This is a genomic window from Pseudomonas sp. PAMC25584, assembly GCF_058135675.1.
On record NZ_CM176870.1, the window covers coordinates 3721779 to 3739419 of the forward strand.

Here is a 17641-nt window from a genome sequence, read left to right on the forward strand (position 1 = left end):
GCCTCAGGGATGAAAGGTTTGCTTGAAGGTCGCGGTGATGGCGTAGACCTGACCGCCACGGTGAACCGGTTTGTAGCCGTTGCACTTGTAGAGGCCAAGCACTCCCAGCGGGGGTTCCCACAGGAAGCCCTGGGCGCCCTTGTGCCGATCGAGGAAGGCCTTGATTTCCAGAACGCGAGCTTTGGCGCCGGTGAACGTGAGCGGCCAGGATTGGGACTGGTTATTGAGGCCATCTTCGACCGACTGCTCGTACCCATCGCCGAACTGCTTGGTCCGGACGCGCTGGGTCACATCACCCTCCGCGCCCTTTTCCGTTGCCCAAGTGAATCGTTCGATTGCCATCAGCGCCCCTTGATTGCTTTGTTGATGACGCCGCCCTGGCCCATGTCCTTGTTGCGTAGCTGCTGATACTTCTGCTCAACAAAAGCCGCCAGCTCCTTGCCAAACATGTCGTAGCCAGGCACGTCGGCGGAGGACGATGCGTTGCCATCCCCGTCGATATGCACCTCGACATTGATCTGCGTTGCGCCGGACCCGCCGCCCATGGCCATAACGCCAAGCTTGCCGCTGGACGTCCGAGTCAGTGGCATGATCGCCTCCGGACCGGCCTCACCAGCGATACCCATGTTGCCGTTCGCCATGCCGAACGAGGTTGGCTTGCTGACGATTGAGTTGGTGAACGCGCCGCCGTCGGCGAACATCTGCACGCCGCCCGACCAGGCACCGCCCAGGGCTTGCGGGAAGTAGCTGCCCGAGTAGCCCCCCGCTGAAGCGCCAAGGTTGGAAGATGTAGCGCCAGCAGATCCAGCGGCCAGCCCGTTGCCGCCGGCGGCACTGCCGCCGAAGTAACTCGCCGCAGCCCCCACCAGGCTGCCCAGCAAAGCGGAACTGGCCTGACGTGTCGCAATGCGCGCCATGTCCGCCAAAATCGACTTGGTGAAGTCCGCGAACGACGCTTTGCCTGTAACGGCGAAGTTGACCAGCGAATCCTCCATGGAGCTGAAGGCGTTGCCGAACAGGCTCTTTGTCTGGCCGGCGATATTTCGCGCCGAATCCAGGTAATTGTCCCAAGCCGCCGTCGCGCCCTTCGTCCAATCGCCCTGCGCGTTCTCCACATCCGCATAGTTCTGCCGGATCTGGTCGGTCGCAGCCTTGTTCGCATCGGCGAGCGCCTGGGATTTACGCTTGAACTCCTCCTCCGACATGTTCCGCGACGGGTCGGACTTCTGGTTGGCCAACTCCAGGGACTGCTGAGCAAACCGGTCTTGCTGGCTGTTCAGCTCGCCGCTGAGTGCGTTTTGACGATCACCCTGGCCCACGCCGAGGACTGCCCGCTGGCCAGCCAGCTCCAAGGCTCGCTGCTGCTGCCCCAGCGCCTGAATGTAGGTGCTGATCGCGCGCTCCTGCTTGGCAAGGCGCCCGGCGTCATTGGTGGCCAGCACTTCAAGCTGGCTATCGGCATCCTTCTGCGCCTTGACCATCCCTGCGCGTGCGTCAGCGATCTTCTGGTCAAGCTGAATGCTTTGCGCGGCCGACGTGGTCTTCTTGCCCTTGGCGGCCTCAAGCGCGGTGATCTCCGCCTCATAGGCTGCCGTCACCTGATCGCGCTCGTTACCGATCAGGGCCTGGCGGCGCAACAGGTAGTCAGCCTCGGATACCAGGCCGGCCTTCTGCGCCGCGTCCAGTTCCTTCTGGTAGTTTTTGTAGTCGGCGGCGATGGCCGCCAGGTTGTTCTTGGCGTCGTTGAAGCCGGTCAGGTCGACCTGAGAACCCGAGGCCTTCGGGTCTTTGAACTTGTCGTTGATGTTGGAGATGTTCTTATCGATCGCCGCCTGATCGAGGCGAGAATCCTTCGGGTCGACCTTGCGGATGTCTTCGAGTTGCTGCTTGTACTCCTTGATTGCCTCGGTGCGCTTCTGCTCATTCGTCCACGACGACTTGGTCAGTGCGTCGATTTTCGCCATGGACGACACTGCATCGCCCTGCGCTTTCGCTTGCTCGCTCTCCCACTTGGCGATATCGGCTTGCGCGGCCTTTTGATCCTCCAGCATGTTCAACTGGTTGGTGTAGTAATCGACCATCACCTGTTTGTTTTGGAAGACACCGACGTTGCCCTTCTGGGCTTCGGCCAGGTCACGGCGCGCCTGTTCGATATCGGCGCCGATGTCTGGCCGACCGAGATTCTTGAGGTTATCGGCGGCGCGCGCTACGGCGTTGTAGCCTTTCTCCCAGAAACTCAGGTTTTCCAGAATCTTCGGGGTGCGCTCGTTGATCGCGTCAGCGTAAGACTCGGTCGCCAGCTTTACCGCACCAGCGTGGTCGCCCTGCTCTTCCAGCGCCGTGATCTGCGAGTAAACCGAAGCTTTCAGGTAGTGGTACTGCTCGTTCAGCGCGGCGGAAGCCTTGACCGGGTCGTCGGCCAGTTTGGAAAACTCGGCGACTGTCTCACTCACCGCCTTGCCCGTAGCTTCCTGCATGGACACAGCGGCCAGGGTGATGCCGGTGAAGCTCTCGCCAGCGATCTTGCCGTTCTCGGCCAGCAGCGCGAGAACCGCAGCGGCCTGCCCGGTAGTGCCCACGGTTGCGCTCACCTGCCGCGCCATGTCGCCCAACTGCCCGGAGCTCACGCCGGCGTAGTTGCCAGTGAGTATCAGTGATTTGTTGTACCTGTCCTGCTCCTCGCTGCCTTTGTAGTAGGCGACAGCCAGGCCACCAACGGCAGCAGTGGCAAGGGCCAGCGGGGCAAGTATTGCAAGCAGTCCTGCCGCGCCAGCACCGGCGCCGGCGCCCAACTGAGCAACGGCGCGCACGCCGCTACCCCAGTCGCCCGACGACAGTGCATTACCGAGCTGCATAACGTTTTCCTGCGCCTGGCGGGTGCCGAGGCGCAGCTTGTCGAAGCCGGTGGTGGTTTTTTCGAGCTTGGCGTAGTCCTTGTCGATATTGCCCAGGGCTTTGTTGTAGTCGTCCTGACTCAGGCGCCCCGCGTCCAAGTGCTTGCCCAGTTGCTCGACTTGAGTGTCGAGTTTCGCCAGCGCCGCGCGGGCCGGGTCAATGGCCCCCAACAGGCTGTTGAGAGCTTTTTGCTCATCCAGAGCGGACTTGGCCAAAGCCACCTGCTGCTTGTCGAGCTGCGCGGAGATCTTCGCCGCTTCGGCCTCGCCATAGGCGCCGGTCTTGGTCAGCTTGGCGAGGGCGTCCCGCTGCTTGGTCAGGTCCTGGGTGGTCTTGGCGTTGGTCGAAAGCGACTTTTCCAGCGCCTCCATTTCGCTCATCAGCGAGACGGCGGACTGCTCTGCCCGGCCACCAGCCTTCGCCATCTCATCCAGACTCGTTTTGGCCTGGATCGCATCGGCCGAGTCGATCTTGACGCCGAGTTCTACAATGTTCATCGACTCACCTTGAATAAGTGCCCGTGGTTACGGGCGGTTTTCCCTTTCCTCCGCCATGACGCGCAGGGCTTCGCCTTCCAGCACCTGAAGGTCAGGGAAGATTTCAGCGAGTTTCTTTTTCTTGATGCCGAGGAAACCGGCCACGTCGCGGATGCTGCTGTAGTCGAGACCGATCGCGCCGCCGGTGCCCGCCCGCCACTGGGTGGACATCCTGTTGAACAGGAGGAAGGCAGGCCAGTTGCAGGGCCAGACCTCCACATCTTCGTCAAGGTCGCCCGGGGCGAAGCCAAACACGCTGATGAGCTCATCGGGCGCGCTGGGCGAGTACATGGCGCGCGCGGCCTCGATCAGTTTCCCAGGCGGGCCTGGCTGTAAGCGCCTTCGTGAGCTTTGACGACAGCCTCGGCGGCGCCATGGCAGGACTTCACGAACGCGACGACGTTGTCGTCGTTGTATTCGTCGTCGAAGCCCCAGCCAACCACGAGATCTTTGATCTGCTGCGCCTGCTGCTCGGTATCTACAGCGACGATTTCCGACCAGGTTGGCTTATCGCCAAGAGCGGCGCGCGCCTTTCCCTGCTTTTCGTTCCATTCGTCAAACAGGGCGGCAAGCTCCGCACGATCCCGGTACTTGAAGGTGAACTCGACCTTCTCTGGCGTGCTGCCAACGATGGGGATCAGCACGAGCGCATTGAACGTGGCGTTCTGCGCGATACGGATCTTGGCCATGGGTTACACCACCGCAGTCAGGTAGCGAGTGGGCTCGGCCTGCAGCGCGAGGCTGACGGTACGGGTCAGCAGGTTGTTGCGGGACACGGCCGGCTGCTTGGAGAACGACGTGTAGGCGCCGTACAGCAGAGTGTCGTTGCCGGGGAGGTTCAGGCGAGCAGCTTCGACCTGCTTGCCGGCGTCAGCCTTCATCAGCACCTTGTTGAAGTCCTGAATCGGGTCATCGGCCAGGGTCAGCACCATGCTCGCGGCCGACTTGTCGGTGGGAATCTGCTTGCCCTGGTCGTCCTCAAGGAACACCACGTCAAGGTAGTTCTGCTCGCCGCCGGAGAAAGCGACATCGGAAATCTGCGGGATCTGCACCCAGGTCAGAACCTTGCGCATGGTCCCGGCGCCGCCGCCAACAGAGAAAACCTGGGTATCGGTGGTATCGATGCCTTCAAGGGTGATTGCCGTCGCGGTTGCTGCTTTCACACGCACCACCTTACTGTCCAGCTTGCTCCAGCCGGATGTCAGCAGAACGATATCGCCAGCCGCGAGGGTGCCGCCAACAACGGTGGCTACGGCCTCGGTAGCGTTGCTGATGGAGGCAAACGCCAGCGCAGCGGCATAGGTCGCAGCGTGCTGGAAGGTGCCGCCGTTCGGGATCTTGTAGCCCATGGGTATTTCCTCTTTGCAGATATGAAAAAACCCGCTCAATGGCGGGTTCTTGGGGTTGCCCAATGGGCGGGATCAGTTGGTGTCGCAGCGGTAAGAAAACGAGACCGGTACGGTGTAGGTGGAATCGCCAGTGATACCCGGACCAGGGTCAACCGGTGACATAGTGATGACGGTCACCTCACCCTTCGTGTCTCGACCATAAACCGGGAACAGACTAATCAGCTCAGCCGCAATGGGGTTGGTCTTGGTCTTCCCAGTGCCCGCCGGCGCAATAACGCTTGCCTGAAACACTCCGGTGTACAGCCGGTGATCGCCGCCGAGCGTGTTGCTCGCGGTGTCACCTGGGATTGTGAAGGCGCGAAGGTAAGTCTCGCCCGCCGCCGGCGTATAGGCGGTGTTCTCGAAAACGATCTTCAGCTTCTCCGACCTGGCAGCGTTCCAGGCGATCAGCTTGGCCTCGTAGATCGAGGCGATGATGGCGTGACTCATACCTGGTTGTTCCTGATGGCCTCCAGCACGATCTGCTGGAAGCGAGCCACGGTTACCCGGACCATGCCGCCGGGGGCCTGGGTCGAATGACCAAACTCCAGCGGGATCGCGTAGGGCAAGTTGTTGATGATGTAGGCCATCTGGCCGGCGGTGAAATCACTCATCGCGGCAACCATTGCAGCGGTGGTTTCGGCGCCGCTCTGGTCAACCTCATCAAAGGTGACGCTCTCTACCACGCCAAGCGAGATGTGCCAGTTCGCGCGGAACCGTCCGCCGACGTAGCCTTCCGGTGCGATGATGTCCATGCCGTCGTTCAGCTTGCGGCCTTTCTTGAGCCTGCCACCCTTCGTGAGGTTGGCCGGATCACTGCGCAGCGCGCTGTTGTGGTCGTCGACGGCCTTGTTGTACTGGGTCGCCACAGCGTTCTGCGCCCAGATCTCCGGGTTACCTACGGGAGACATGCGGATCAGGCTGCTGCCGACCTCGATGATGATCTCGCGCACACTGGCGTCGATGGCTTCGCTGGTTTGGGCGGCGAACTCGGCCAAACTCAGTGCGAAGCTGCCGGATTGACCGGCGCCTGCCCGGCTCATGACCGCACCTGCAGCTCATGCAGGATCGGCGTGCCGGCGGGGTTGACCTCTTTCAGCGGAGGGACGATTGACCAGGTGCGGCCCTGGACCACAACTTTGTCGAGTAGGCCCGGGACCCAGGCCAAACTCTGCGCCGCGATCTTGAGCTTCTTGTCGCCCTGCTTGATGAGGCTGTTGTTTTGGAATTCTTGGCCGGTGAAATCGAGCAGGATACCTTGGGCGGTTTGCTCGACGGTTGCGCCTGGAGCTTCGCCGCCCGTCTCCGGGTCGTACTCGCCCGGCTCCGCCTTGCTGATGGTCACGGGCTGGCCGAACTCTGTGATCATCTCTAGAGCCATCACGGCCATTTCGTCGTAGAAGGCCATGGTGGTCTCCGCTTCAGCTATGCGCGCACCGCGAACAGCCCGCGCTTTTGTAGGTAATCGGCAAACTGCGTTGCGCTCGGCCGATCCGGCGCCGCCGGCAACAGTCGGCCGCTGGTGTTCGGGATCGTCGCGTACTCGCGAGTCACCGCCCCTTCGACGCGCTCCAGAGTCACAGCTCCCTTGCGCTTGTCGATTGGGTCGATGTCGTCCTGATGAATCTCGGCGGCCAGGGCCATTTGGCCGTACTGGATGCGCGCCGGCAGGTAGTTGCTGGGCTTGATTTCATGATCCAGCAGCACTTCCCGGCGCGGCCAGGACAAGGCCTGCTCGCTGCTCATTTTGCGTCCTTTCCAGGTCATGCCATCCATCGCCAAGGCGGCCCGGCGCAACAACGCTTCCTGTTGAGGAACGCCTGCGGGGATGACCGTGCCGAATTTCACGGCATACAGGGCCAGGTCCTCGGCGCTCGCATAGCTTTCGGCGTCAGGCTTGCCGGTGCCGTCCTCGATGATTAGTGTCATGCGTCAACTCGCTGGAATGGTTTGTAGATTGGCCGCCGCGTCACCGGCAGCCAGCAGTATCACGCCTTGGGCAGATCAGTGACGAGCTTTTCCAAGGAGTCTTTCGAGGCATTGGCCCGGTATGGCACCTTCGCTTCGTCGAGCTTGGCTTTCAGCGCCGCGATTTCTCCAGCCTCATCAGCCGGCGGCGTGACGGCGGTCTTCTTCAGCGCTTCGATCTCACCGCGCAATTCGTCGATCGTCAGGAGCAGGCCGTCACGTTCAGTGGTCAGTTCGCCAACCGAGCCATGAATGGTGCCCAGCACTTCAAACAAGCGCAACGCCAGTTCGCCTGACTCGGGACGGTGAATCTCACCAGAATCCAGGCCATCAACAAGGTTCTGGATCGATCCATGTTCAGCACGCAAAGCCGCGATAACTTTTTCCAGTTCGGCCTGGTTGGCCGCGCCAACAATCTGCACACGCTTGGCCTCCTTCACCGACACGTCGATACCGGCCGCTTCATACCCGTTGACGACTCTGGGCCAATCGCCGATTACCAGCACGCTGGTCACGCCGGCTTCGGGCTTGTCGAAGTGTTCCGGATTGCGGTACCGCTTCTCCGGGTCGAAGCCGCTCAGCTGGTTGCTGTAAGTCAGTTCCATGTGTTTCTCCAAGGCGGCCGTCGCCGACCGCGCGTTGAGTTTGAGGCTTAGCCGCCAGTTACAGGAGGTGTTGCAGTGAGCGTGATCATTACGCCAGCGGTGACCTTGTTACTGCCCGCATGCTTGACCCAGTTGGCAGCAGAGCCGACTGCGGCCAGGGTTGGGTTGGAGCCGCCGGTGGTTGCTTTCCAGCTGTAACCCAGGACATCAATGTTCACGGTGCCTTCAGCGCGGTAGCCGATGCTCAGGTTCTCCTCGTCGTTCACTTCATACGAACGGAAGCCTGGGGCCTGCGACTCGGTAATGGTGACGGCGTTTGGCAGCAAGCCAAAGATAACGTCCGCCGGTGCGGTGTCAGTCACCAGCACAGGCTTGCCCAAGGTGCCAGGCAGGCCGCCGTAGATCACGACACCAGCCTCTTCGTAGATCTTGTTGGTGATCGCTTCGTCGACGATGTCGAAATAGGCGCTGGAGTGCATGACCCACAGTGCGATGCGGCCGAACTTGTCGCCGAACTTGCGCATACCGCGAGTCAGGGTCTTCTTGCCGTCGGTTTCGATGTTGGCCGAAACCACCATGTCCGCGTTGGAGCCGATGGCAGCACGCAGACCAGCAGTTGCGTATTGGATGAAACCTTCCAGGGTCGCGTCAGCAACGTCGGCACCAACGATCTGGGAGAACTCCTCGACCGGACGACCACGGCGCTTGAACGCCTCTTCGGTGGTCTGGTACGGGCCGTACTTCCAGGGAGCCTTGACGCCGACAGCTTCGCCAGCGCTGATCTTCTTGGCAGTTACCTTGCCGTCAGAGTTGACGTCGCGGTGTTCCAACGACCCGTTCAGCTTGTAGAGGGCGCGTTTGCGGAAGTCGCCTTCGATCAGTTCGTTGTCCAGCACCATCGCGCCGTTGGACGATGCGTTGAACACATCCAGGTTGTCCTGTACGCGCTCCAGGTATGCGGTTTGCGCCTCATCGTTGTAGATGATCAGGTCGCTGTTTACGGTTGTAGCCATGGGTCAATCCCCTTACTTGGGCAATGCGAGATATGCGGTTTGGCCGTGCTTGCGCTGGAAGTCGCGCTTCTGCTCGGAGGTCATTTCGGAGCGCTTGAATGCAGCCTTGCCGCCACCCCCGCCCGGGGCAAATGTCCCTGAAGCCCTTGGCCACAGGTGGGGCGCGCTTTCGCGCAGAGACTCAGCCCATTCGAGCGGAGTCAAAGGGGTCTTGCCGTCTTTACCGAGGATGACCTGGCCGGATTCATCAACGGCGACTGCATCGCCATCTTCGTTAAGGGTGAACACGCCTTTGGCGCGCAGGATGATGTCGTCGGTTGCTTCCGGCAGTGCGCCGGCTTTCAGTGCAGCGCCGCGCACCGAGTCGCCCAGGACTTTGCCCTGGAACTTGGCAGCGAAGGACTCAGCCTTTTCGGCGCGCTCGCTGATGGTCTTCAACTGCTTGTCGTAGTCACCCCGCAGGCGCTCGGTGCGACGGTTGAAGACCTCGTCCACCTTGCCCTCGGTCAGCAGCTTGGTTTCTTCGTCCTGGCCGGCACGACTTAGCAGGCCTTTGACGGCGTCGATGTCGATGCCTTCAAATTGGGTTTCGAACTGGGTCAGCTTGCCGGAGGTTTCCTTCAGCTTACCCAGCAGTTCCGAGTTCTTGGTTTTCAAACCCGAGACGGATGCTTCAACGGCAGTCGCGATAGCGGCCTTGATTGCCGGGTTTTCCAGGTCGATTTCGTTTTCTTCTGCCACGTTGATGCACCCCTTGGGTATGTGTTGCCCGCTTTGCAGGCGTAAAAAAACCGCCCGGAGGCGGCTGATTGAATGTGTTCGGTTAAATTCCAGCGCTCTCGAATGCCAGCGGTTCAAGCCCTTTCATCTGCACCAGCGTCAGCGGCGAGAAGTTGCGATCAAGCTGCAGCTCCGCGAAGCGCTCCACGGTCAATCCACCCTCCCGGAACAGCTTGGCCCGGACCGGGCCGATGGCCACGTCCTGAAACGCTGCCGGCTGAAGCTGAAGCCAGTGGTAATAGTCGAGGTCGGCACTGACCTGCTGCCCGCCATTGGCGCCCACCGAAGCCCGGGTAGCGCCCTTGGCGAACATCGCGCTGAGCTTTGTCAGCAAGATAAACGTGGTGCGGCAGTTCGGGTGAAACGGCGGCCTTGGGCCTGAATCCACTGGAAACTTGCGCTTGTCCATCGAGCGGCATTGCTGGCTGGTCTTGCTGTCCAGCGTGGCCACCATCTGGATTTCTTCCACGATGTCAGTGTTGGCCTTGGCCACCTCCATGCGCGCCTGAGACGACACATGCTGAATCGCGGTATGTACGACCGTGCCGGCATTGCGGTTGGTGGTCGCCAGGATGCCGTCTTTGTAGCCTGCCGCCTTAGTGCCGCGAATGTTGCGGATGATCTGGAAGTTCGTCTGCCCTTCGAAGAAGCCCTGCCGTATGGTGCCGGTGACGCGCTCTCGCTCGGCGCCGTTCCAGCCCTTGATGAAGGACTTCAGCAGCTTCCCGCCGCCGGTGCCGCGCACGCCGAGTGGATTCGTCAGCACTGCGGTTCGGATTGCCGCAGCCGTCGGGGCGACCACGTCCAGCGAAACCCCAACCGGCGCCGACCGGGCAAGGCTGGTCGCTTCGAACTCTGCCTCATAGTTGGCGATATCCACCAAGTCGAGGTTCAGTTGCGCGCTGTAGCGGTCGAATATACCCAGCAGCAGGCTATCCACCTCTTTCAGCAGCGCCTCAAGGCGTTTGACGTTGTACTCGGCCAGGTCCGACTGGGTCAGCCGGTCGCGGATCGAGCGATCGATCTCCTTGAGGAAGGGGGCGAACTTGCCCACCTCCCCCGCCTTCAGCTTTTCGAGGAAAACCGCGTGCCGGATAGTGGCGTCATGGATTGCTTGGTTTGCCGCCATTTGGTGTGTCCTCGTTGTCCAGGCCCAGGCCGTCGACCTGCTCCTGCAACTCGCCGTCGATCTGCAGGTCAGTGCGCTCTGGCGCGATCAGGCCCAGCTTCCGCAGGTAGGCCCGAAGGTCAGCCTTCGCGAATCCGCCGTTCTGCCACAAGCCGACCAGGGCCGTGATCATCTGCGGATCAGCCGTCAACTCGACGAACTCCTGATTCACCTGGTAGGCAACCTTCTTGTCAGCGATGCCCATGTAGGCACAGCACCACATGATTGCTCGGGTGTAAGCCTCGCTGACGTTTGCCACGCAGCCGGCCAGCACCGAAGTGGAAGCCGACTGATCGCCACGGGACTCCGTAGCAGTCTTGGTGGCAAGTGACGCAACCACCATCCGCGCGCCAAGCTCGATCATCATCTGGTTCTTATCGGCCATCGCCTCCTTGACCAACGTGTTTGGAGCGGGTTGCGCGTAACCGAAGGAGCCGCCCGCGGGCAGAAGCATCGGCGCACGCGACCCAACATAAACGCCCTTTGCCTCGAGCAGCTTTACCCACTGCTCGGTCAGGCCGGAAATCCATGGTTGAGCCTGGCCGCACCAGAAGACACTGTCTTCATAGTCAGCACTGTTCCGGTAATGGCCCAGGTTGATCATGGCGATGTCGTACAGCGGTGATTCGTCGATGCTGGGGTCGTTGTTCTGCGCGCCGACAAAGGTGAACGGGATCTCCTTGAGACGCCCCGTGACGCCTTCCGGCCTGAATTCTTCGATGACCGCCAGTGGCCCGCCACCTTTCGGGCCGGACCGGCGCCAGACGCGACAGACAAAACCGTCATCCTCCAGCGCCAACTCCCGGTATTGCTCAACTGTCTTGAAGCCGAAACCGTCGGGTATCTCCGGCGACTCACGCAGCACCACCAGCGTCAGCACGCTATGGCCGTTTACCATGCCAGTACGCCAGTTGATGATGTCTTCAGCGCAGTAGGACAAGATCACCGAATGCCCGCCAATACCGTCATCCTGGTGGTAGTCGACGTACAGGCCATGCCGTCCGGCCTCAAGCACCTTTTCAAGCGTGCCCTGCGAGTGCTGGTAAATGCTCACCCCGGAGCCGTTGGCATTGTCCTGCAGGTACTCCAATTTCTTCGGCACTGTGAGCGTCGGGTCTTTGTGGAAGGCCAGGCCCAGCAACCCGTTACGGGTGTGCCCAGTAGCGTTCTTGAACACCGCCCGCTCGCGGTAAGCCCGGTTCCGGTCTTCGTTCTCCGGCGACTTGTCGTGCGCGTTGATGTAGGGCAGTCGGTCGACAACCCGGTGCTGCCCGGCGCAGACATCGCGAACGGTCGCCCAGCGGTCCAGTACTGCCGTGTATTCCGCCCGCTTGAAGGAGACGTCGTTGCTCATCGGGCGTATCCCATTTTGATAGAGGTGGCCGGTTTCCTGGCGCTCTTCGCCACTGCGAAGTACCGGAACCCATCAGACCCGTGAGAGGTCCAGTCATGAAGTGGTCTGTCTTTCCAGCAGCCGCGCTTGTCATCCCATTCTTTTCGGTAGTTTTCGATGCAGTTGATGCCCTCTTCGCACTTCGACTCATCGAACACACAGAGCGGAAGAATCTCCCGCACCGCCTCTATGCCGTCGCTGATGCCAATTTTCGGGACTACGTCGAATGTCATACTGTAAATTTGCCCGTCGATCTCATAGCCCTCTTGGGCCAGCTCCCTGCGAGTCTTGGCATCACTGCCGAACTCCCGGTTATCGATATCGTGCGGCCCCCAGTGTTCGGAGTAGGTGTAGCCCTTGTCCTTGAGCACCTTCATGTAGTGCCGCAATCCCTCGCCACTGTTCTCGTAGTAGTCAATGACGTGAAACTCTTCGCCAACCTGGCGCACGAACCAAATGGCCGTGGAGTCGCCAACGCCGATGTCCCAGAAGGTCATCACCGGCAGGTGGTTGTTGTTCGGGATCACGCCGATGCGCTGCTGCGCGTAGAGCTTCGTCAACTGCTGGGCGTAGTAAGCACCCTCGACCGACTGCTGGAAGGCTTCGACCGGGATCGACGGGTATTCCCGCTTCATGTCGTCGCCGAGCGTCTTCTCCTTCGCCGCGTACCAGGCGCGCTGGCCTGGGTTTGTGTCGATTCCGTGCTTGGCGAACAGGTCGTTGAAATAGTCGGTCAGGCGCTGCGGGATGACGACGTCAGTCGGGTCAAGCCAATAGGCCTTGTTCTTCCACCAAGAGAAGAAGAAAAACTTCCAGTCCAGCAAGCCCAGGGGCACGCCGGCCAGTTGTTGGCGCTCCGCGCTCTGCGAGTAATCGAAGAAGTAGCCCGCCCTGCCCTCCGCCGTCGACTCAATCGTGACGAAGCAATCGGTGGCGACAGCCTCGAAGGCGCCGGTGACGATCTCCCGCGCCTTGTGCGGAAACTTGGCGCAGATCTTTCCGAATTCGGATACGTGCAGGTAACGCAGCGTGCCGCCCCGAAACGAGGTGCTGACGTAGAGCGAACCACCCTTGCTGAAGACCAGCTCGCCGGCGGCGTCATTGCTCGCGGGGTTGGCAGCGCGGATCTCAGCAGGCAGGTTGTCGTAGGCGTACTTCACCTTCTCCCGGAACAGGCGCTTGGCGTCGTTCAGGGTGTGAGCGATCAGAGCGCACTTGGCCGACTCGAACAGCGCCGCGTCGAGCTGAATGATGCAGCACTCGGTGGTGAAGCCAAGCTGCCGGGCCTTCAGGATGATGTTCCGGGTGTGCATCCCCTCGAAGTATTCGATCTGCTCGTCCGTCATCCGGAAGCGGACCTTCTTGCCCTGCTTGTCCGTGATGAAGTAGAGGTTGTTCAACCGCCAACGCTTATCCCGGAGCAGCTTCAAGTGCTCGGGCTTCATGTCAGGCTTCCTTCGATAGATCGTCCATCATTTTCGATAGCTCGTCGGCGTCACTGTTGCCGGCTTTGGTGTCGAGGTCGTAGGCCTGTCGCTCCAGGGTGATTAGGGTTTTCAGCGTCTCAGCCATTTCCTTCATCGTCTTGGATCGGCCCGGCAGATCGATAATCTTCTGGTACAGGTCGTTCCGCTTGTCCTGCCCTTTGTCGTCTTCAGAGCGCAGCAGCTCGCCCAGCTCTTCGAATAGCTGGCGGTTGTCCGTCAGCCCTTCCAGTTCATCCAGCAGTTTGTTTGCGAGTCGCCGGCCGCGTGAGATGTCGCCGCGGTGGGCCATACGGATGTTCGCGATGACCTCAGCGTTGACCTCGATGATCTCTCGCTCGGTTTCCACTGATTTGCTGGCAACCTGCGTGGCAACCTCTCGTTTGGCAACCAACGAATCAGCCTTGGCCTTGATCTTCGCCTTGAGGTCGCGCTCCCAGCCATTGGCCTTGGCACGCTTCTGGATGGCTGTATGTGAGACACCACAGGAAGCGGCGATCTCTCTGACGGAAAGCAGACCGGCCCGGTAGGCGCGTTCGATTGCCTCCCAGTCGGGTTGCTTGGTTGTCATAAATTGTCTCAGGTAACGCTAAAGGCGGGATTGAAATAGTGGCGCGTTGCCGGTATTGGTGGGGATCAACTCATCAGCAAGGAGAGCGACATGTCCGAACACTTTAAAAACCTGCGCCGACACTCAGGCATGAGCGAGGGCTCAGTTGAGTCCAAGCGTGAGGCTGCAGTTGCAGCCGCGCTGACACTCATCCAGGCCAAAGCGTCTAACTCACCCACTAACGGGGGACTGCTTGAGAACGAACTGAACAACTTGGGCAAGTACGCCGATCAGATCCAAGAAGCCTTGAAGGTGAAGTAACCCATCCGTGCCGCATTCACCTGCGGCACACCCTACATAACAATGGCTGGAGATCGGAAATGAGTGATCAGTATCTTCCCCACCACCTCTGGGTGGGAGCAATGCACTATGTCGCTGCAAAGCTCGTTCTTTCAGCTCCGGAGTTCAGCCAAGCAGATAGAGACAAGGCGTCAATCGTTGTCGAATACACCGGCGGCAAGCTGTCTTCGGCTGGCTTTGCGCCTGGCGAGGGGTCCTGGCTTCCGCCGGAAAATCTGGCCGTAGAGAACGTCGGCGGACCGGTCTACGCAATCCCAATGGCTGATGGCGACCATGTAGTCCCTGTTCCTAGTGACTCGTATCGCAAAGCGATCCAGGTTGCGTACAGCTGCCTTCTGATCTCCGACCCATCGAAAACTATCACGTAGCCCGGACAGCCATTGCAGCCTCGCTATACACATCCGGCAGGACCACCAGCGTCCGAACCTGCCCGCCAGTACACGTATCCCGCTTCTTGGACATCTCTACGGCTCCGGCAGCAGTTGCGCCCATGTCCATGGCGGCCAGGGCGAATGCTGAACCACTACCGATAGCGTCACCCGTATCCGGCCTGATTCTGTTCTTCCAGAACCCTGTATTGTCGTCGTGACCAAGAAGCCAGAGGGCTTCACCGTCGAACGCATAGCCGGATGCTTCAACGGGTGCCGATGCAGTAGCTCCGAAGTAGGCAGCGATCAGCGCGTCGAAGTCGCAGGTACAACCAGTGCAGAGGAAATGGACACCCTTCACACTCCAGCTTCTCGCAGTCGTCATCAGTGATGGTCGTTCCGCGCGTGCAGCGAGAGTCATAGGCGATCACGCCGTCTTTGTAGGCAATGGTCGTCATCTGCTTCCCCTTTTTTGAAAGCGCCGCATAACTTGATTGGCTCACCCGATGGCGGTATTGATACGTCTCGACACATAACAAGGTGCAATCGCATGGATCACAACAAGGCCGGGATCGTCATTCACACCGAAAATGTTGAGCCAGAGCAGCTAACCGACGTCCAGTTTCATTTCGCCCCTGGCGAGCGGTCACTCTATGCGGGCGCAGACAACACTGGCGCAATTGTCCAGAGGTCGGGCTGGCTAGGGATTCGAACCGCTCCGTTCTCAAATTGGCCAGGGAGCTTCTTAATTGAGCTGAGGCCTTCGCATGATCTACGAAGTGAGCATATGTTCGAGGTGACGCGCAGCTTCCATGAACCGCTTCAAGACGGCGAGTGGTTGTGGTTCCCCGTGAAGCCGGTGGTGGTGACGGCCTATAGCGATCACGACTAGATCGCGCCACGATTTGGCGCAGTCGAAAACGTGGCGCGGATTAATCGACCTTGCGACCGGGCAGTTTGAAGTCAGTCACCCTGTCAGCAATCGACCGGATCTTCTCCACACCCAGGAAGCCAACCCAGCCGCCTGCGAAGGTGGCCATGCTCTGGGGTAGACCGAAGAAGTCCAGGCCGCTGATGATCGTCAACGTCAGGCCGCCACAGATCGCGCCCTCCACCAGCATCTGGCGCCGCGTGCCGCCGCCGTAGGTGATGCGCAGGACGGCCATGGCGCAGGACAGCGCAGCCGCATAGAGGATTGGCGAATGCTGGCTAAACCACGCAAGCGCAATCGCCCATGTGTCTGGTTTGTCTGGCATGTTGGACATCTCGGTTCCTCCCCGTCAGGGAGTTATGAATATGACAGGCCATGACCTGCGGAATAGATCAGCCCCGGCGGCACTCCCAGCTCAGAGCGAAGGGTGCGGCGGGGCCGAAAACGAAAGGACCTCAGCGACTGCTAAAGCCTCAAAAATGAGCATCAAATTGATAGATCGAACGATTGGGGGGCTAATTAGTCGAACTTTAAAGCGATCCCATAACGCAGCGTCCGCAGTTCAGGCATCACGATTTCTATCGGTATCACCATCCGACAGACCTCTCTGAATTCCAGTTTCTAGGATCGACCCTTTTGGGTATGGCTTAGGCCAAGAGGCTCTAATGGCAAATTTAATACCCTATAAAATCCATTACCTACGCGATGGGGAGCCGGAGCACTTCTATACGAGTGCAACGGCATTCAGCGAAGATGATGCGATTCGCATGGCTGCAAGACATGCTGGTGAGGGCCCTGAATATTGGATACCGATAGGTCTGTCTCGGGACTCAATATTAAAAATTGCTGACAAGCTGGGTGTTACGAAGGTCCGTTGGAATAAAGCCGGATAAAACTGCGGGCGCTGCCGCAGTTCTAACACGCAAATTTTTCGAATAAAAACCCCAGCGTGGTGGCCGGGCTTGTTGACTGATACTTCAATCAGTTGTCGGGGTGCTCGCTCGCAACTGAATCGGCAGCGTCAACGTCCGACATATCCTCTTCAAGAGGTGCATCGTCGTCGGGCGGCAGCGAAGTCTTGTCCTCGTCACGCCTCGGATCGTGCCCTGTCTCATTATCCGTGCCGCGGGTCACTTCCTGTTGAGAAATGTTGCCTGGCGCACTCTTATCAATGTCCATGCTGACTCTCCGTTCAAACGCTCGGAATATCCGCGCTTAAACATTTGAGTCGGCAGGTCGCAGCGAGTGCCGAACACTGGACGAACGGCGCAAAGCAAAAAGCCCCGCACGGTGGCGAGGCTTTTTAGTGTCAATCCCTAACGCGCAAGATCGACAGGATGGGTAAATATTCTCTCACTTTCTCACTCATTGCAATGGCTAACTGCTACGCAGCGCAACTTTCGATGAGCCCCTCCGCATCGAGCAGCTCCTGGGCAGCAGTCAGCGCCTTGTTCACCTGGTCATCCAGTGCCTTGCGGATCGACGAGCGCCACCGGTAGCGGGTTGATTCCGGCTTGCCGTCGTTGTCCCAGTTGGTGATGTCGTACCAGGCGGCCGGCAGCACCGCGGCGGAACGCTTGCCCTCGGCACCTGCAACCTGCGGAATGGCCCAGGTCAGCACGGCGCACTCCCGAAATCGTTTCGGCGCCGGCGTGCGCACCGAGTTGAGCAGCTCCAAGATGGCGCCGTGCTTGCGCTCTTCGTGGGTTGAGTACTTCGCCACCAGCACCCGCCAGTGCGCCGGGGTAAGCGCTTTGTGCAGGCGACCGAACACCCAGCAGTCCTGGAGAAACGCCGCCTCTTTGCCGACGATCTCCCCCTTCTGCTTGGCGCATTGCACCTTGGGCTCAAAGTCGTAGCCGCCTGCGGACGAGATTGTCTCGGCGGCCAGTGCCCGAACCACTGCTGAAACAACGTTGCGATAGGTCATGCTGCGGCCCTCCGAGCCAATTTCTGTTCACATTTTTTGCAACGATCCCAGTTGCCAGGCTCGAACATCGGCATTTTGTCCGTGCTTACCGTGTCGATTCCGCAGAGCGAGCGCCAGAAATATGCCCTGCCTTGCGCTGTGATCGCAGCGAACTCCTTTTCCTGATTGAAGTAGTGGGCCTTACCCGTGATCGGGAACATAGGCTTCAGCCAGCCCTTGGAGGGCCTGCTTGCGCCGCCAGTGATTTGCACAATCTGATTCATGCTGCAGCC

The 17641-nt window shown here is 59.9% G+C and carries 25 protein-coding genes; 4 read left to right on the plus strand and 21 right to left on the minus strand.

Going from position 1 to position 17641, the window contains the following annotated elements; genetic code table 11:
* Positions 1 to 3: 3 nt before the first annotated feature.
* The 16 genes from ACS5Q8_RS16980 to ACS5Q8_RS17055 all read right to left on the minus strand — a co-directional run bounded on the left by ACS5Q8_RS16980 (position 4) and on the right by ACS5Q8_RS17055 (position 13801).
* Positions 4 to 342: a phage tail protein gene (locus tag ACS5Q8_RS16980; RefSeq protein ID WP_465159182.1), complete on the minus strand. Its 339-nt coding sequence runs from the start codon at positions 340 to 342 to the stop codon at positions 4 to 6.
* Positions 342 to 3392 (minus strand): phage tail tape measure protein, encoded by a 3051-nt coding sequence (locus ACS5Q8_RS16985; protein WP_465159183.1) that lies wholly within the window; start codon positions 3390 to 3392, stop codon positions 342 to 344. Before ACS5Q8_RS16985 ends, ACS5Q8_RS16980 begins: the two co-directional genes overlap by 1 nt.
* Positions 3393 to 3419: 27 nt before the next feature.
* On the minus strand, positions 3420 to 3722 hold the full coding sequence (locus ACS5Q8_RS16990; protein ID WP_308584886.1) for a DUF1799 domain-containing protein: 303 nt from the start codon (positions 3720 to 3722) through the stop codon (positions 3420 to 3422).
* Positions 3723 to 3739: 17 nt separating this feature from the next.
* On the minus strand, positions 3740 to 4120 hold the full coding sequence (locus ACS5Q8_RS16995; protein WP_465159184.1) for a phage tail assembly chaperone: 381 nt from the start codon (positions 4118 to 4120) through the stop codon (positions 3740 to 3742).
* Between the two features lie 3 nt (positions 4121 to 4123).
* The gene (locus ACS5Q8_RS17000) at positions 4124 to 4780 is read right to left on the minus strand and encodes a phage tail protein (protein ID WP_465159185.1); all 657 of its coding nucleotides are present in this window, start codon (positions 4778 to 4780) and stop codon (positions 4124 to 4126) included.
* Positions 4781 to 4852: 72 nt separating this feature from the next.
* Positions 4853 to 5269, minus strand: a complete 417-nt coding sequence (locus tag ACS5Q8_RS17005) for a phage tail terminator-like protein (RefSeq protein WP_465159186.1) — start codon at positions 5267 to 5269, stop codon at positions 4853 to 4855.
* Positions 5266 to 5862, minus strand: a complete 597-nt coding sequence (locus ACS5Q8_RS17010) for a hypothetical protein (RefSeq protein WP_465159187.1) — start codon at positions 5860 to 5862, stop codon at positions 5266 to 5268. The genes ACS5Q8_RS17005 and ACS5Q8_RS17010 overlap by 4 nt, the downstream gene beginning before the upstream one ends.
* Entirely contained in the window at positions 5859 to 6227 is a 369-nt protein-coding gene (locus ACS5Q8_RS17015) for a hypothetical protein (protein ID WP_465159188.1), read from the minus strand. Before ACS5Q8_RS17015 ends, ACS5Q8_RS17010 begins: the two co-directional genes overlap by 4 nt.
* A 17-nt stretch (positions 6228 to 6244) precedes the next feature.
* Positions 6245 to 6748: a DnaT-like ssDNA-binding protein gene (locus tag ACS5Q8_RS17020; RefSeq protein ID WP_465159189.1), complete on the minus strand. Its 504-nt coding sequence runs from the start codon at positions 6746 to 6748 to the stop codon at positions 6245 to 6247.
* 59 nt (positions 6749 to 6807) lie between these two features.
* Positions 6808 to 7392, minus strand: a complete 585-nt coding sequence (locus ACS5Q8_RS17025) for a hypothetical protein (RefSeq protein WP_465159190.1) — start codon at positions 7390 to 7392, stop codon at positions 6808 to 6810.
* Between the two features lie 47 nt (positions 7393 to 7439).
* Positions 7440 to 8405, minus strand: coding sequence for a major capsid protein (locus ACS5Q8_RS17030; RefSeq protein ID WP_042572010.1), 966 nt, complete (start codon positions 8403 to 8405; stop codon positions 7440 to 7442).
* Between the two features lie 12 nt (positions 8406 to 8417).
* A complete protein-coding gene (locus tag ACS5Q8_RS17035) occupies positions 8418 to 9146 on the minus strand; it encodes a hypothetical protein (protein WP_017479625.1) in 729 nt (242 codons plus the stop codon).
* 82 nt (positions 9147 to 9228) lie between these two features.
* Positions 9229 to 10314: a minor capsid protein gene (locus ACS5Q8_RS17040; RefSeq protein ID WP_465159191.1), complete on the minus strand. Its 1086-nt coding sequence runs from the start codon at positions 10312 to 10314 to the stop codon at positions 9229 to 9231.
* Positions 10289 to 11707 (minus strand): DUF4055 domain-containing protein, encoded by a 1419-nt coding sequence (locus ACS5Q8_RS17045; protein ID WP_465159192.1) that lies wholly within the window; start codon positions 11705 to 11707, stop codon positions 10289 to 10291. The genes ACS5Q8_RS17040 and ACS5Q8_RS17045 overlap by 26 nt, the downstream gene beginning before the upstream one ends.
* Entirely contained in the window at positions 11704 to 13191 is a 1488-nt protein-coding gene (locus ACS5Q8_RS17050) for a terminase large subunit (protein WP_465159193.1), read from the minus strand. Before ACS5Q8_RS17050 ends, ACS5Q8_RS17045 begins: the two co-directional genes overlap by 4 nt.
* A gap of 1 nt (position 13192) precedes the next feature.
* Positions 13193 to 13801: a hypothetical protein gene (locus ACS5Q8_RS17055; RefSeq protein WP_465159194.1), complete on the minus strand. Its 609-nt coding sequence runs from the start codon at positions 13799 to 13801 to the stop codon at positions 13193 to 13195.
* 90 nt (positions 13802 to 13891) lie between these two features.
* Here ACS5Q8_RS17055 and ACS5Q8_RS17060 point away from each other — a divergent pair, with 90 nt between their 5' ends.
* A complete protein-coding gene (locus ACS5Q8_RS17060) occupies positions 13892 to 14101 on the plus strand; it encodes a hypothetical protein (protein WP_465159195.1) in 210 nt (69 codons plus the stop codon).
* A gap of 59 nt (positions 14102 to 14160) precedes the next feature.
* Complete coding sequence (locus ACS5Q8_RS17065) at positions 14161 to 14508, plus strand: hypothetical protein (protein WP_465159196.1); 348 nt, start codon at positions 14161 to 14163, stop codon at positions 14506 to 14508.
* On the opposite strand, the gene ACS5Q8_RS17070 is transcribed toward ACS5Q8_RS17065, so the two are convergent.
* Positions 14501 to 14929: a proteasome subunit beta gene (locus tag ACS5Q8_RS17070; protein ID WP_465159197.1), complete on the minus strand. Its 429-nt coding sequence runs from the start codon at positions 14927 to 14929 to the stop codon at positions 14501 to 14503. The genes ACS5Q8_RS17065 and ACS5Q8_RS17070 overlap by 8 nt on opposite strands.
* Before the next feature lie 129 nt (positions 14930 to 15058).
* Here ACS5Q8_RS17070 and ACS5Q8_RS17075 point away from each other — a divergent pair, with 129 nt between their 5' ends.
* A complete protein-coding gene (locus ACS5Q8_RS17075; protein ID WP_104902922.1) occupies positions 15059 to 15400 on the plus strand; it encodes a hypothetical protein in 342 nt (113 codons plus the stop codon).
* Between the two features lie 40 nt (positions 15401 to 15440).
* Here ACS5Q8_RS17075 and ACS5Q8_RS17080 read toward each other — a convergent pair whose 3' ends face one another.
* Positions 15441 to 15773, minus strand: coding sequence for a phage holin, lambda family (locus ACS5Q8_RS17080; protein WP_465159198.1), 333 nt, complete (start codon positions 15771 to 15773; stop codon positions 15441 to 15443).
* Positions 15774 to 16104: 331 nt separating this feature from the next.
* Between ACS5Q8_RS17080 and ACS5Q8_RS17085 the strand changes: the two genes are divergently transcribed.
* Positions 16105 to 16332, plus strand: a complete 228-nt coding sequence (locus ACS5Q8_RS17085; RefSeq protein ID WP_489990328.1) for a DUF6555 family protein — start codon at positions 16105 to 16107, stop codon at positions 16330 to 16332.
* Positions 16333 to 16420: 88 nt separating this feature from the next.
* On the opposite strand, the gene ACS5Q8_RS17090 is transcribed toward ACS5Q8_RS17085, so the two are convergent.
* The 3 genes from ACS5Q8_RS17090 to ACS5Q8_RS17100 all read right to left on the minus strand — a co-directional run bounded on the left by ACS5Q8_RS17090 (position 16421) and on the right by ACS5Q8_RS17100 (position 17632).
* The gene (locus ACS5Q8_RS17090) at positions 16421 to 16618 is read right to left on the minus strand and encodes a hypothetical protein (RefSeq protein ID WP_465159199.1); all 198 of its coding nucleotides are present in this window, start codon (positions 16616 to 16618) and stop codon (positions 16421 to 16423) included.
* Positions 16619 to 16823: 205 nt separating this feature from the next.
* A complete protein-coding gene (locus ACS5Q8_RS17095) occupies positions 16824 to 17369 on the minus strand; it encodes a hypothetical protein (protein ID WP_465159200.1) in 546 nt (181 codons plus the stop codon).
* Positions 17366 to 17632 (minus strand): hypothetical protein, encoded by a 267-nt coding sequence (locus ACS5Q8_RS17100; RefSeq protein WP_465159201.1) that lies wholly within the window; start codon positions 17630 to 17632, stop codon positions 17366 to 17368. The genes ACS5Q8_RS17095 and ACS5Q8_RS17100 overlap by 4 nt, the downstream gene beginning before the upstream one ends.
* Positions 17633 to 17641 lie beyond the last annotated feature (9 nt).